The following is a 13,336-nucleotide window of genomic DNA, read 5'->3' as shown; positions in this document are numbered from 1 at the left end:
GGTTAATGTTTCATCAAAGGTTGTACTGAGCATTTTGTTTAAGACTTTTCATGTAATAGGTAACGTCATGATGAGAAAGAGTGAATATTTTTCTCGTGATCCTCTTTCGGAACATTCCGGGTATATAATATAATGAATAATTAATCTATTTGATTAAGCGTTGAGATGTCTTAGTGAATGATCATTCTCTTCAAAATTCATTGATGATTGGGGTGGTTCAGGGTACAATTGGTTTTATAATCAGGTAGGAGGTTTTAACCAATGCTTAAGCCCTATGTGATCCGTAAAGATCATCGGGATCAGATTCCCATGGGTGAAGGGGTACAATTTTCATATTTACGTAAAGTAGAAGAAGAATATAGTATTTTGGTTCAGATGGAATCAGGCAAAGTTTTTTCAACACATTCTCAGAGTGTGGGGGAAGAACTGTTTGTCATTGATGGTGATGTGATCATTGGGGACTTTGTTCTTCAAGCAGGGGATTACTACTTTTCACCACAGGGTAAAAAGGAATCTATTTCTACGACTCATGGTTGTACCGTTTTAATCAGTTCGACGAAAGGATTGGAAAGCTCTCCTTCCATACGTAAACAAAGGGTAAAATCGTAAATCTGCTATATGAACATGGATGCTCTAGGAGTTTCATGTCACCAGATTTCATTCATATATGCGTGGAATTCAACCACCTCCATCCAAGATTTGGATGGAGTTTTTTTGATTGTTTCATAAGGGCATTACATCTACACGACTTGAGCAAAACAGCGTCCTGATGGATTTGGATCATCATGTTACTAAAAATTGATCATTAAATATCGATGGCTTGTATTTCTTGCGAATAAATGATTATCTCTCGCCGCACGATAAGAGTGTAACTCTAGTCTGGAGGAGAGCGGGATGGATGGCAAACAAGCAAGACAAAAGTTAAAAGAGGATCACTATCAGAAAATAGCCCAGAAGCATCGACCTAAACCCAAAGTCGTAACGAATTGTCTAAAGGCATTTGTGATAGGCGGATTGATTTGTGTCATTGGGCAAGCATTGATGTTGGTGTATATCCACTGGTTTGGATTCGAACCAGAGAAAGCAGGTGATCCAACTGTAGCTACATTGATCTTTATCTCTTGTCTATTGACTGGCTTAGGGGTGTACGACAAGTTTGGTCAATGGGCAGGTGCCGGAACAGCAGTTCCTGTAACTGGTTTTGCTAACTCCATCGCTTCAGCAGCTTTAGAACATCGAGCCGAAGGATGGGTATTAGGTGTAGGTGGAAATATGTTTAAATTAGCGGGTTCTGTCATTGTATTTGGGGTTGTTTCTGCGTTTTTCATTGGTTTGATTCGTACTTTTCTAGAAATGAATGTATTACATTAGGGCGATCGGGGAAGTGATTTTTGATTTTAGTCATAGGAGGAGGACACAATTCCATTGATTGAACAACGCCAGCTTGGAAAAAGTACATGGGTGTTCTCTAACGAGGTTCGTTTACTCTCCAGTGCAGCTGTAGTAGGACCCATGGAAGGGGAAGGAAACTTAGCAGATAGTTTTGATCTCATTTATAACGACCTTTATGCAGGACAAGAAACTTGGGAAAAAGCAGAGCGGAAAATGTTAGAAGATGTTGTGGGGAAAGTAATAGAAAAAGCTCATCTGACAGCGGATGAGATTGATCTTTACTTGGCAGGTGATCTGCTAAATCAAAATATCACCTCTTCTTTTTCAGCTAAATCGATGCAAATCCCCTTTTTGGGAGTATATGGAGCTTGTTCTACATCGATGTTGTCCCTTTCTCTTGCGTCTGTTCTGGTGGATGGAGGATATGCAAATCATGTCATCGCTGGTGTGAGTAGCCATAATTGTACAGCTGAAAGGCAATTTCGTTATCCAACAGAGTATGGGGGACAGAAGCCCGATACAGCCCAATGGACAGTGACAGGAGCCGGAGCTGGTCTTGTAGGGAAAGGAACTAGAGGTCCACGAATCACCCATGCGACCATGGGAACAGTTACAGATCTTGGTATTAAAAATCCTTTTGATATGGGTTCAGCTATGGCACCTGCTGCGGCCAAAACCATCCAGACGCACTTTGAAGATACAGGGCGAACACCGAAAGATTATGATTTGATTGTGACAGGAGATTTAGCAAATGTAGGTCTTCCAATCACAAGAGAATTGTTAGAAAAAGAAGGTTATCGGTTAGGAGAACAATTTCAAGATTGTGGATTGATGATTTACCATGCGAAGCAACCCACATTTGCAGGGGGAAGTGGTTGTGCTTGCAGTGCAGTTGTGACTTATGGACACCTGATGAAGCAGATGGAAAAAGGAGACTATCATCGAATCCTTGTTGTGGCAACAGGAGCTTTATTAAGCCCCGTCTCTGTTCAACAAGGAGAATCGATTCCATGTATTGCTCATGCAATTTCTTTTGAAAATGATGGATGAAAGGATGAGGAGTTTTGGATCAAGAATTAACCCCAATCTCCTATCTCGCTTTGGGAGATTCAATCACGGAAGGCATAGGTGCGATCAGTCCTGAGCATAATTTTGTCACACAGTATTTTCGTCAGCTTAAGTGCTCTGACCAATGCCAGCTCAGAAACTGGGGAATATCTGGGATGAGAACCAAGGAGCTTTTGGACTTGATTCACAATCCAGGATTAACACGAGTATTCCCACGTGTCACTCATATCTCGATCTCGATTGGCGGCTGTGACTTTATTGAAATGTATGAAAGTGGTCCTGTCACTCACCCACGAGTCGCCATAACAATTAAGAAAGTATTAAATCATAGTAAAGAAATTTTACGTAGCATTCGTCAAAAAAGTCCACAAGCAAAGATCCAGACGCTTGGATTTTATATGCCATTACCAGCGTACGATTATGAAGGAAAAGGTGCTTCACGAATCGTTCAGTTAACCAATTACTACTACACTAACATATGCAGAAAATACCAAGTAGAACTGGTGAATCCTTTTAAGGAGTTTTATCAACGTAAGGACTTTTTTAGCGATGAAGTTCATCCTAATCAAGAAGGATATAATCGGCTAGCTCAGCTATTTATCCAGACCATTTCATCGAGTCCTCTAAAATCGTTTTAAAACGAAACTTTCAAAAAAGGGCTAGCTTTATTTTTATCAAAGTGATATCATTTAGATAACAAAATAATAGAGGAGGGCTAACGAATGGCACGGATCGAGGAGAAACAGGCTTGGAAAGCGAATGGCTTTCTATTTATCTTATTGGCAATAGGTTTAGCGATCGGTGGAGGCTTATTACTCATCAATGAAAATGGTGTAGGTGCTGTTTTAGTCGTGGTAGCTATTCTTCTGTTACCAGGCTTTGTGATTGTACAGCCCAACGAAGCACGTGTATTAATCTTTTTTGGTAACTATATCGGAAATATTACAGAAGATGGGTTTCATTGGGCCAATCCATTTGCGATCAAAAAACGCATCTCGCTTCGGGTACGTAACTTTAATAGTGATAAATTGAAGGTGAATGACGCAAACGGTAATCCGATTTTAATCGGGGCTGTAGTCGTTTGGAAAGTAGTCGATTCAGCAAAAGCATTATTTGATGTAGATGATTATGAAGAGTTTGTAGATATTCAGAGTGAGACAGCGATTCGAGCTCTGGCAAGTAATTATCCATATGACAGCCATGAACCTGGAGTTTCTTCCTTGCGCGGAGTTCCAGAGGAAGTAGGAGAAGCACTACGTACAGAGTTACAAGAACGCTTAAATATTGCTGGTGTAGAAGTTTTAGAGGCTCGAATCAGTCACTTGGCTTACGCACCAGAGATTGCCCAGGCGATGTTACGTCGTCAACAAGCCCAAGCAGTGATTGCGGCACGCAAAGAGATTGTGGAAGGTGCTATGGGAATGGTGGAAATGGCTCTGAAGCATTTAGAAGGGCAAGGGGTTGTTGAGTTGGATGAAGAGCGAAAAGCGGCTATGGTTAACAACTTGTTAGTGGCCTTAGTTTCAGAAGGAGAGACACATCCTGTTATTAATACAGGTTCGTTATATCAATGAGTCAAAAGAAACGCTTTTTGCTTCGGATCGACCCCGAGCTTTACCAATCCTTAGAAAAGTGGGCTGCTGATGAATTTCGCAGTGTAAATGGGCAAATTGAATTTTTACTAAAAGCAGCTACAAGAAAAGCTGGGAGATATCCAGTAAAAAAAGATAAGAATCAAGTGGATGATGATTCTAAAACTCAATGATTTTGAGATGATAGAGTCCAAACCTTTTCACCTCCTTCTTCATATATAAAAGAAGGAGGTGGTTTTTTATGTTTGGGAAACAACCGCTTACTCTGATTTATCGGTCGTTTCCAAAGCTAGATCGGATTCGAGCCTTTGGCGGAAAAATTATGTATGTGAGTAAGTATAGTCCTACAGTGATTGCATCCTTGTCTAATAAAAAGGTAATTGAACGGTTAAAGAAAGATCCGGATCTCCTTTATATTGGACAAAATCACCGACTGCAATTGCCGTTTTATCGAATTGAACGAGTGACAACATCTCAGCGAAATAGTCAAAAAATGCTGGCTAGTAAACAAGTAATTCCTTGGAATATTCTACGAGTTATCAATGGTAAGCGTTCCTTAACTGGGCGTTCTGTTCGGGTGGGGGTGATTGATACTGGGATCGATCTTACTCATCCAGACCTAGTTGCTAATATTAAGGGCGGTGTTAATATTGTCACACCTTCTCAACCGCCTAAAGATGTAAATGGTCATGGAACTCATATAGCAGGCGTGATTGGAGCTATCAATAACTCGATAGGGGTTGTAGGTATTGCACCTAAAGTTTCACTTTATGCAATCAAAGTACTCAATTCACAGGGATCTGGATCGTTAACAGACTTAATTAAAGGGATTGAATGGGGAATTGCTAATCGAATGCATATTTTAAATATAAGCATTAGTGGTGGAAAAAACATTCCTCCAGCTTTGTCAAGAGTGGTCAATGAAGCTACGAAGCGAGGTATTTTTGTGGTGGCAGCTGCGGGAAACTCAGGTACTCCTTCAGGACAAGGGGATACTGTAGAGATTCCAGCAAGGATCCCTTCAGCGATTGCGGTGGCAGCGTTAGATCGCAATAACAAACGAGGCAACTACTCCGCTACGGGCCCCTCGATTGATATTGCTGCACCTGGAACCGAAATTTTAAGCACCTACTCACAAAAGCGTTACGCAACTTTAACAGGTACATCTATGGCAGCAGCACATGTGTCAGGTGTTTTAGCCTTGATGCGGCAAGCATATCCACATTTATCTGTTAAAAAAATGAAATCCTTATTACAAAGTCGTGCGATTGATTTACCACCCAAAGGGTTTGATCGATATACAGGTGCTGGGTTAGTTCAATTATAAGAGAGCAAACGCCCTCCAGACTAGGAAGGCGTTTGTTTAGGTGAAGCTGATTCGTTATTTTGTTCTTCTTTTATTTGTTTGACGAGAAGATGTTGGATTCGTCGTCCATCAATCGCATGAACGATGAACTGGTAGTTTTCAAATTTAACAGAAGCTCCTGGTTGTGGAATTTCTTGCAGTTGAGAGAATACCCAGCCGCCAATCGTATCATTATCTTCATCTTCAATATCAAGGTGAAAATAATTATTTACTTCTTCGATTAACAGATGGGCATCAATAACGGTTTGATCCCCTTTTTTCTGAATGAGAGGTAATTCATCATCAAATTCATCTTGAATCTCTCCAACAATCTCCTCGATAATATCTTCCATGGTTATAAGTCCAGATGTTCCACCGTATTCGTCAACAACAATTGCCATCTCGGTTCGCTTTTTTTGTAGAGTTCGCAAAATATCTTTAATCTCCATCGTTTCAGGAACATGTACGGTATTTCGGACGATCTTCGTCAACACAGGGGTTTCTCCAGAGGTTAATCGCTCATAGATATCCCGAATATGAACAATCCCTAAGATCTCATCTTTGTCACGACCGCATAGAGGGAAGCGTGTAAAGCGGCTTTTTTTGATAACCGCAATATTATTTTCTAGCGTGTCACTAGCATAAAGACAAATCATATTAACACGAGGGACCATGACTTCTCGTCCCACCCTGTCGGTGAAATCGAAGATGTTATCAAATAAGGACAGCTCTGTTTGATCGATCATCCCACTTCGATGGCTTTGTTGCACTAACATGCGAATCTCTTCTTCTGTATGAGCTTGCTGATGATCAGGAACTAACTCTACTCCTAACCACTTTAAGATGAGATTGGCTGAACCGTTTAATATCCAAATCATGGGTCGGAATAAGATAAAGAACCAGTGTAAAGGTTGAGCAATCCAAAGTGCTGTTCCTTCCGCTTTGCGAATTGCTAATGACTTTGGAGCCATCTCGCCAATCACGATGTGCAAAAATGTCATAATCGAAAAGGCGACTGCAAATGAAACAACATGTAACCACATTTGGGGAATCCCGAGCCAGATAAATAAAGGCTCGAATAATCGTGATAAAACAGGTTCCCCAACCCACCCCAAACCTAATGACGCAAGTGTAATTCCAAGCTGAGTGGCGGACAGATAAGCATCCAGATTCGCAATTAATTTTTGTGCTGTTTTCGCTCGGAAATTACCTTGTTCAGATAATTGGGCGATTCGTGTGGATCGAACCTTCACAATGGCAAACTCGGATGCCACAAAAAAACCATTTAATAAAACTAAAAATACAACTAGCAGTAAGTTGAGAATGATCTCAAATATATCAGACTCCAATGACTTAGTGACCTCCTACGGATTTTTCAAGACATTACTCATATGTTACTAATGTTTTTAGTCTGTGTAAATAAAATTGTTAGTGGTGATTAAGTTAACAAGTAGTTTATAAAAAAGGTGGCTAGGCCAAAGTAAATCATTAAGGAAAAGACATCGTTTAAGGTTGTGATTAAGGGTCCAGAAGCAACTGTTGGATCTACATTCCACTTGTTTAATAAGATAGGAGTGATGGTGCCCACAAATGTACCGATTAACAAAGTGAAGAAAAGAGAGGCACCCACAACCATGCCTAGCTCTACACTGTGCTTCCATATGGAGATCATTACGATAATGAATAGACTACAAACAAGTCCAATCAACATCCCAACCATACTTTCTTGACGGATCACTTTTCTTATATTTCCTTTATGAAGCTCTTTACTAGCCAATCCCCGGATGATAATGGCTAGGGATTGGGTTGCTGTATTACCAGTCATTCCTGCGATCATCGGCATGAAAAGGGTCAAAACAGGTAAAACTTCAATCGTTCCTTCAAATAGATTTAATAAGTTTGCTGTGATCATTCCGATAAATAAAAGCAAAATCAACCAAGGAATACGTCTTCTTACAGATTGAAATGGATGGGTAAGAACTTCTTTTTCTCCAGGAGTGATGGCTGATAAATGGGCGATATCTTCATGTGCTTCTTCGATGAGGACATCTATAATATCATCAACCATAATAATTCCTAGCAACTTTTCGTTAGCATCGACAACGGGAATAGCTAAGAAGTCGTATTGCTCGAGTAAATGAGCCACTTTTTCTTGATCCAGATCAGTAGGTACAGAAATCACACGCTCAAACATAATATCATTGACTTGGGCAGAGGATGAAGCGATCAACAATTCCCGTAATGAGACAACTCCTACCAATTGATGATTTTGATTGACAACATAAATGTAGTAAATTGTTTCAGCTGTTGGGGCTTGTTGACGTAAGTATGTAATCGCTTGTTCTACCGTATAGTGTTCATATACACGCACATATTCATTAGTCATCAACCCACCCGCAGTTTTCTCAGGATATAAGAGTAGCTCCTGTACTTTATTAGCTTCACTCCGATCCATATCTTTAAGTAAGGATTGGGCTTGGACCGGGTCTAACTCTACGAGTAAGTCAGCCACTTTATCTCTGGACATCTGATTCAATGCTTGGACTGTTTTTACAGGTCCGAGGGCAAAGATTACTTCTTTTTGCTCATTGATATTTAACTCTTCTAATAGTTGACCGATTTCGATAGGGGTTAAAATGGATAAAAAACGTTTTCGAAAAACATCATGGAGTCGAAAAAATAGTTGACCTAAATCATAGGGTTGAAGCTCATCGATCATCTGTCGGGTCTTCTGATGATCTTTTTTTTGTAGAGCGTGTGATAGCTCTAACCACTCTTGGATCGATGTTTGTTCTTGAGTCATCGTTTCCCTCCTCTCTATAGATCATCATGGATGTGGACTGAATAATTGGATGAGGTTGATGCATAACATCTAGAAATAGAGCTAAGGAGGTTTTATGTGATGTCGAAAAAAGGAAGAAAATCTTCAAAAAAGTATCTTCCATCTCCTTTAGTTTGTTCATATGTTCATCCTTATGCATATCCTTATATCAATGGATATAGTGGTACAGGAAGTTATTGGGGATATCCAAGAATGGTTGTTCCAACTTATCCACAGTTCCTATGGAGTAGGTCCTCTTATCCGATGATGCGGCATGCTCCAATCAATCCACCATCATTCCCTACTCCACACTCTTCATTTAATAACATTTCTCCAAAACAATCTTCTTATCAAAAAAAAGAAAGTGAATGGAAACGACAATGGGACTCACCAGAATCTCCTCAATCTCCATGGATTCGAGCATATGAAAATCATAAAGAAGAAATGTAGATGGATATTTGATTTGAAATTTGCATACATAGTATGGGGGGCTTTCTTGCTCCCCCCCTTCCTTGCTATTTCCCTCCTTATATCGACCTCTGTCGATAGGGGGGATTTTTATAATAAAAAGACCCGTCCTTTTTTTGGACAAGTCTTTTTGAAGAATCAAACTTATTGAGTTTCACCAGAATCTGTAGAAGGGGCTCGTTTTAGATCAATCTCGATTGGATCAAAGGGTCCTCCTTTTACAACAACAACGATGGACGGATAAGTAATTGCTTGGGTGACAAATGAGCCTTTGGGCGGAGCTTCTTCCTTAGCTGATACAGTAAGTTTACTCCCTTTTTGGATGACTTTCTCGACATCGATCGAGTAACCACCTGTTCTTCGTTCACCTAGAGCGATTACTATAAATGTTTTTTGATCACTAAAAGCAGTGAAGTTTCCCCCATTTTTAGACATGACCAACTCATTCGCTTTAGTTTGAAGTGATTCTGGTAAATCAGAGACCGGGATAATTTTAAAATCTAATTTGGTTTCCTTCATGTCGGTGTTTGCACCTCCAGCATTTGATTGATCATTTGGGGATGAATCTAACCCACAACCAGTAACAAACAGGCAAAACATGCAAAGACAAAGAAAAATTTTTGGTTGTTTCATTCTATTCACCTACTTCAACCTTTTTCGTTCTCTCACTTGCTCAAAATAAAGAGTTATTGAGTCGTACAGAAAGTTATTCCTTTTCAAATATTTTATCATATTTGTATGAAGAAAGATGACTTTTCTTCTCCAAATTCAGCTGACGTCGGGGATTACTTAAGAAAGTGTTCTCGGTGTATTTTGGCATAAAAAGAAAATACCAGTTTATGATAAAATAGAGGCAGGGGGAGAGTGAATGCAAACTTTAGACATGACAGAGATTTTATTAGAAGCTTACCAACTAGCTGATCATATAAAAGAATCCAATGAGGTCAATCATTATTTAGCTTGTAAAAAACGCTTAGAAGAAGATTTAGAAGCTCAAAAAATCATTCAGGGATTCCAAAAGATGAAAGAACGCTTAGAAGAAGTTCAGCGTTTTGGTATCTTTCATCCCGAGTATCACCAAGTGAAAGAGGAAGCACAGGTTTATCAAGAGCGAATGTTAGCTCATTCAATCATCGGTGACTATTTGGAAGCAGAGAAAAATTTGGATCATTTATTGTATGAAGTTTCCTCAATGATCGCTCATTCTGTTTCTGATTCAATTAAGGTTCCTGTCAATGAACAAAAGAAGTCCATAGGTAAAAAATGTGGAGGAAATTAATTAGAGGACTTTTTAAAAAGAATACAATGTGGACATTGATTCCCACAACAGAAACTTTTTTCATCTGGAACACGAAGCTGAAGCCGATAGATGAATTCTGATTTGGAAGTTCGTAAATAGGTAAGTTCATAGGTGAAAATAGTGTTTTTAAAAAAATGATTCATTTCATCTAGTAGAAATTGCTCTAAATCTCGCTTGGAAAAAGGTGGTTTTAACTGAACCATAAAGAAAGATGCTCCAGCAAACTGACGATGTTCAAGTTGAGAAAATGGTTTTTCTGTGAGAGTAGACAAAGTTTGTATGAAATGGTCAATCGGCTTTTCCATTTGTTATCACTCCAAACATTATTTTTGCTGGGAATCATTTCATAGGTAAACCACTCTGGAAAAGTTGATCTTCTTATGAGAGAATGATACGATTATAGTGAGTTTAACCATCGGAACCTTTCTCTTGAAAACAACCTGATTTGCGCCCTCCGGACAAGTCGTGACACGCTAAAAGGAGATTTGATTGTCATGGACATAGTTGAAAGGTTAGGTCTGGCTGTTTGGGTGAAAGATGTAAAAGCAGCTCGTTCGTTGGGACGCATGGGAAATATTCACTATGTATCTAAACGACTTAAATATGTATATCTGTATGTAGATGGGCGAACGGCAGATCAGGTCATCCATCGAATCGAACGACTCCCTTATGTCCAAAGGGTGGAGCGTTCACAAAGGACCAACATTTCGTTTGATTTCAGTAAGAAATTAATGCAGTCTTAATGATATATATTTGAAAACTGCCGCGGTTGTTGTGGCAGATTTTTTTGTTTGTATGTTTCGATCTACGAAATTTTAACTGTTTTTATACTCACAAATCCAATCAAATGCCTGATTTTATCAGGTTGGAGGATTCGTGAAATAGGAGGTGAAAAGACATGGAAACGTGGCGTCGAAACCTATACATTTTAATGATATCACAATTTCTAGTGATGAGTGCCATGTCAATGATCATGCCTTTTCTACCTTTGTATCTGAAGGAGATGGGAGTTACTGATCCTGCTGACACTCAACGTTGGGCGGGTTTAATTTTTGGTATTAACTTTCTCACAGCCTTTATCTTTGCACCGATCTGGGGTAGTTTAGGAGATCGATATGGACGAAAGATTATGATCTTGCGATCCGGATTCGGTATGGCTATTATCATCTTTCTGACGGGTCTCGCTACATCCCCTCTTCAACTATTCTTCTTACGACTCTTAAATGGAACCGTGTCAGGTTTTATTCCTGCATCCATCTCATTATTAGCAACGAGTGCCCCTAAAGAGAAAGTAGGTTACGCTTTGGGAATGTTGCAGTCAGGTGCTGTTGCGGGTTCGATCATGGGGCCGTTTATTGGTGGTGTTCTAGCTGAAGTCATTGGCTTCCGAAATATCTTCTTCTTAACTGCTATCGTATTGGCTATCGCTACTTTTATCGTCCTTTTCGCTGTCCAAGAAGAATTTGTTCCAGTAAAGAAAAACCAAAAATCACAAGGTTTCTGGAAGGATACTTCGATGATTTTTCATATTCGTCCATTATTGATACTGTTTGTTGTAGGGATCTTTATGCAGTTTGCTATGGTAGGGATCGCTCCGCAAATGTCGTTGTTTGTAGATCAATTGGGAGTACCTGGAGGCTATGTGGCCTTTTTTGCCGGTTTGGTCACAGCCGCAGCTGGAATCGCTACAATGGTCTCATCACCACTCCTAGGAAAAGTAAGTGATCGCTTTGGAGCAGAAAAAGTCATGTTTCTAGCACTAATCGGGGCTGCTTTACTCTTTATCCCACACTATTTTGTACTATCGGTATGGCAGTTGCTCATCCTCCGATTTATCTTAGGGTTATTTGTTGGAGGGTTAACGCCATCATTGAGTGCTTTGATTCGGCAGTATGCCCCAAAGGGTAAAGAGAGTACCGCTTTTGGTTACAATACAAGTGCTATTTTTCTAGGGAATTTACTAGGTCCGATTACTTATGGAGTGATCTCAGGGTTTATCGGGATTCGAGGGATATTCCTAGTTACGGCCGGTTTGTTATTTGGTGTAGCTATATGGTTGAAAATGGGGCTTCATGTAAATATGAAACCACTTGCTCAATCAGTACGAAAATCATTAAAAAATACCGCATAGATTAGATAAGTCTAAATGATAGGGAGTAAGCTTTGGCATACAAAAAGAAGAGTTTGCCAGAGCCTACTCCTTCCTTTCTTATTATTTATGTTCATGAAACAAGCTTCTTTACTGTTAGATGACAACCTGCTTCAAACAATAACATTTCCTTTGCTAAAATAGTATATTAATCAGTAACAAACGTGTAAGTACATACAAAGGAGAGATGAGAGTGGACTTTTTTCAAGATCTCAAACAAAAGTTAAATAGAGGTGTAGAAACAGCTGGAAAGCAATCGCAACGAATGTTGAAGATGAGTAGCTTAACGTTTAAGATTAAGGGGAAAAAAGATGATATAGAGCGTTTGATTAGTAAGTTAGGATGGGAAGTTTATCGAGCTTGGGAGCCTGAGCGAATTTTAGAAGTCTCCGATGAGATTCAAGAAGCTTTAAAAGCTGTGCATGATTTGCAGGAGGAATGCACAGCGCTTGAAAAAGAATTGGAAGATCTTAAATCACTCGATATTCAAGCCACTACAGAAAAAGTAGACGTAGGTTTAACTCCTACTAATGACATGGACCTCCAAGTCAGTCCAGTGCGGAAAGAACAAGGAGATCAAGAACAGGTATTACCAACTGAGGCGGTTTCTCCATCGAAGGAAGTTAAGCAACGACCTGTGGCAAAAAATGAGCTCATTCCTGTATCTCCAGTTGTATATATTTGTCCTTTTTGTGCTCATCAAGTTGCGAACGAAGCTAATAACTGTACTCATTGTGGTAAACGATATTATTAAACTTTCAATCATCTAGGAGGTGTTCCTTTGACTAACTCGAAAAATAAATTACTCCCACGTGTCCTTCGGGTACTTGGACCCCTCCGAAAAAAGTCGTTGACTCAAGAAGGTTCGGAAAAAATTGTTCATGGATTTAACAAAAAGGTAAAACTTGTGGGAGGTATGACTTCTTTTATTAGCAAATTACGTGTCTGCTATAATTATTTTCGTTCTCCAAACACATCAAAAGTAAAAAAGAGCTTTGTTGGTGCAGCTTTACTCTATTTTATTATTCCTACAGATGTGATTGCAGACTGGATTCCAGTGGTCGGTTATCTGGATGATCTAACTGCAACATTGTTCATTTGGAAAATACTAGCGAAAGAGTTGGAGAAGTTTGAAAGTAAGGGAGAATGAAGCGAAAAAAACCAGATAGAGATATTAGATCGATTACATATAGGAGTAGGG

General features: G+C 39.5%; 17 protein-coding genes. 13 read left to right on the top strand and 4 right to left on the bottom strand.

The window, feature by feature from the left end; genetic code table 11:
* The first annotated feature begins 261 nt into the window (after window positions 1-261).
* From EDD58_RS08310 to EDD58_RS08280, 7 genes are all read left to right on the top strand, one after another.
* Window positions 262-609, top strand: a complete 348-nt coding sequence (locus EDD58_RS08310) for a cupin domain-containing protein (RefSeq protein WP_131924387.1) — start codon at window positions 262-264, stop codon at window positions 607-609.
* Window positions 610-894: 285 nt separating this feature from the next.
* A complete protein-coding gene (gene spoVAC, locus EDD58_RS08305; protein ID WP_131924386.1) occupies window positions 895-1,371 on the top strand; it encodes a stage V sporulation protein AC in 477 nt (158 codons plus the stop codon).
* A gap of 54 nt (window positions 1,372-1,425) precedes the next feature.
* Window positions 1,426-2,442 (top strand): stage V sporulation protein AD, encoded by a 1,017-nt coding sequence (gene spoVAD / locus EDD58_RS08300; protein ID WP_243648680.1) that lies wholly within the window; start codon window positions 1,426-1,428, stop codon window positions 2,440-2,442.
* 14 nt (window positions 2,443-2,456) lie between these two features.
* Window positions 2,457-3,098 (top strand): SGNH/GDSL hydrolase family protein, encoded by a 642-nt coding sequence (locus EDD58_RS08295; RefSeq protein ID WP_131924384.1) that lies wholly within the window; start codon window positions 2,457-2,459, stop codon window positions 3,096-3,098.
* Between the two features lie 93 nt (window positions 3,099-3,191).
* Window positions 3,192-4,034: an SPFH domain-containing protein gene (locus EDD58_RS08290; protein WP_207903283.1), complete on the top strand. Its 843-nt coding sequence runs from the start codon at window positions 3,192-3,194 to the stop codon at window positions 4,032-4,034.
* On the top strand, window positions 4,031-4,225 hold the full coding sequence (locus EDD58_RS08285) for a type II toxin-antitoxin system antitoxin (protein ID WP_131924382.1): 195 nt from the start codon (window positions 4,031-4,033) through the stop codon (window positions 4,223-4,225). The genes EDD58_RS08290 and EDD58_RS08285 overlap by 4 nt, the downstream gene beginning before the upstream one ends.
* A gap of 68 nt (window positions 4,226-4,293) precedes the next feature.
* Window positions 4,294-5,379: a S8 family peptidase gene (locus tag EDD58_RS08280; protein WP_131924381.1), complete on the top strand. Its 1,086-nt coding sequence runs from the start codon at window positions 4,294-4,296 to the stop codon at window positions 5,377-5,379.
* A 20-nt stretch (window positions 5,380-5,399) separates the two neighbouring features.
* Here the strand turns inward: EDD58_RS08280 and EDD58_RS08275 are convergent, their stop codons facing one another.
* A complete protein-coding gene (locus EDD58_RS08275) occupies window positions 5,400-6,746 on the bottom strand; it encodes a hemolysin family protein (RefSeq protein WP_131924380.1) in 1,347 nt (448 codons plus the stop codon).
* An 89-nt stretch (window positions 6,747-6,835) separates the two neighbouring features.
* Window positions 6,836-8,200 carry a magnesium transporter gene (gene mgtE, locus EDD58_RS08270; protein WP_131924379.1) on the bottom strand — a complete coding sequence of 455 codons (1,365 nt, stop codon included), beginning with the start codon at window positions 8,198-8,200 and terminating at the stop codon, window positions 6,836-6,838.
* A gap of 99 nt (window positions 8,201-8,299) precedes the next feature.
* On the opposite strand from mgtE, the gene EDD58_RS08265 reads away from it, so the two are divergent.
* The gene (locus EDD58_RS08265; RefSeq protein WP_131924378.1) at window positions 8,300-8,668 is read left to right on the top strand and encodes a hypothetical protein; all 369 of its coding nucleotides are present in this window, start codon (window positions 8,300-8,302) and stop codon (window positions 8,666-8,668) included.
* A 162-nt stretch (window positions 8,669-8,830) separates the two neighbouring features.
* On the opposite strand, the gene EDD58_RS08260 is transcribed toward EDD58_RS08265, so the two are convergent.
* Window positions 8,831-9,319 (bottom strand): protease complex subunit PrcB family protein, encoded by a 489-nt coding sequence (locus tag EDD58_RS08260; RefSeq protein WP_131924377.1) that lies wholly within the window; start codon window positions 9,317-9,319, stop codon window positions 8,831-8,833.
* A 235-nt stretch (window positions 9,320-9,554) separates the two neighbouring features.
* Here EDD58_RS08260 and EDD58_RS08255 point away from each other — a divergent pair, with 235 nt between their 5' ends.
* Window positions 9,555-9,965, top strand: a complete 411-nt coding sequence (locus tag EDD58_RS08255; protein WP_131924376.1) for a YlbF/YmcA family competence regulator — start codon at window positions 9,555-9,557, stop codon at window positions 9,963-9,965.
* On the opposite strand, the gene EDD58_RS08250 is transcribed toward EDD58_RS08255, so the two are convergent.
* Complete coding sequence (locus EDD58_RS08250) at window positions 9,962-10,291, bottom strand: hypothetical protein (RefSeq protein WP_131924375.1); 330 nt, start codon at window positions 10,289-10,291, stop codon at window positions 9,962-9,964. The genes EDD58_RS08255 and EDD58_RS08250 overlap by 4 nt on opposite strands.
* A gap of 189 nt (window positions 10,292-10,480) precedes the next feature.
* Between EDD58_RS08250 and EDD58_RS08245 the strand changes: the two genes are divergently transcribed.
* The 4 genes from EDD58_RS08245 (at window position 10,481) to EDD58_RS08230 (ending at window position 13,285) form a co-directional block, all read left to right on the top strand.
* Window positions 10,481-10,729, top strand: coding sequence for a YlbG family protein (locus EDD58_RS08245; RefSeq protein WP_243648679.1), 249 nt, complete (start codon window positions 10,481-10,483; stop codon window positions 10,727-10,729).
* A gap of 155 nt (window positions 10,730-10,884) precedes the next feature.
* Complete coding sequence (locus tag EDD58_RS08240) at window positions 10,885-12,117, top strand: MFS transporter (protein ID WP_131924374.1); 1,233 nt, start codon at window positions 10,885-10,887, stop codon at window positions 12,115-12,117.
* Window positions 12,118-12,328: 211 nt separating this feature from the next.
* Window positions 12,329-12,889, top strand: coding sequence for a hypothetical protein (locus EDD58_RS08235; protein WP_131924373.1), 561 nt, complete (start codon window positions 12,329-12,331; stop codon window positions 12,887-12,889).
* Between the two features lie 27 nt (window positions 12,890-12,916).
* Window positions 12,917-13,285 (top strand): YkvA family protein, encoded by a 369-nt coding sequence (locus tag EDD58_RS08230; protein WP_131924372.1) that lies wholly within the window; start codon window positions 12,917-12,919, stop codon window positions 13,283-13,285.
* Window positions 13,286-13,336: the final 51 nt, after the last annotated feature.

Origin of the sequence: Hazenella coriacea, assembly GCF_004341825.1 — a bacterium.
GTDB classification, from domain to species: Bacteria; Bacillota; Bacilli; order Thermoactinomycetales; family Thermoactinomycetaceae; genus Hazenella; species Hazenella coriacea.
This window is presented reverse-complemented; position numbering and strand designations above follow the sequence as displayed.

Excerpts from the sequence above, each read along its gene's own strand:
- EDD58_RS08310 (WP_131924387.1), top strand. The coding sequence starts at position 262 with ATGCTTAAGCCCTATGTGATCCGTAAAGATCATCGGGATCAGATTCCC.
- spoVAC (WP_131924386.1), top strand. The coding sequence starts at position 895 with ATGGATGGCAAACAAGCAAGACAAAAGTTAAAAGAGGATCACTATCAG.
- EDD58_RS08285 (WP_131924382.1), top strand. The coding sequence starts at position 4,031 with ATGAGTCAAAAGAAACGCTTTTTGCTTCGGATCGACCCCGAGCTTTAC.
- EDD58_RS08280 (WP_131924381.1), top strand. The coding sequence starts at position 4,294 with ATGTTTGGGAAACAACCGCTTACTCTGATTTATCGGTCGTTTCCAAAG.
- mgtE (WP_131924379.1), bottom strand. The coding sequence starts at position 8,200 with ATGACTCAAGAACAAACATCGATCCAAGAGTGGTTAGAGCTATCACAC.
- EDD58_RS08265 (WP_131924378.1), top strand. The coding sequence starts at position 8,300 with ATGTCGAAAAAAGGAAGAAAATCTTCAAAAAAGTATCTTCCATCTCCT.
- EDD58_RS08260 (WP_131924377.1), bottom strand. The coding sequence starts at position 9,319 with ATGAAACAACCAAAAATTTTTCTTTGTCTTTGCATGTTTTGCCTGTTT.
- EDD58_RS08255 (WP_131924376.1), top strand. The coding sequence starts at position 9,555 with ATGCAAACTTTAGACATGACAGAGATTTTATTAGAAGCTTACCAACTA.
- EDD58_RS08250 (WP_131924375.1), bottom strand. The coding sequence starts at position 10,291 with ATGGAAAAGCCGATTGACCATTTCATACAAACTTTGTCTACTCTCACA.
- EDD58_RS08245 (WP_243648679.1), top strand. The coding sequence starts at position 10,481 with ATGGACATAGTTGAAAGGTTAGGTCTGGCTGTTTGGGTGAAAGATGTA.
- EDD58_RS08240 (WP_131924374.1), top strand. The coding sequence starts at position 10,885 with ATGGAAACGTGGCGTCGAAACCTATACATTTTAATGATATCACAATTT.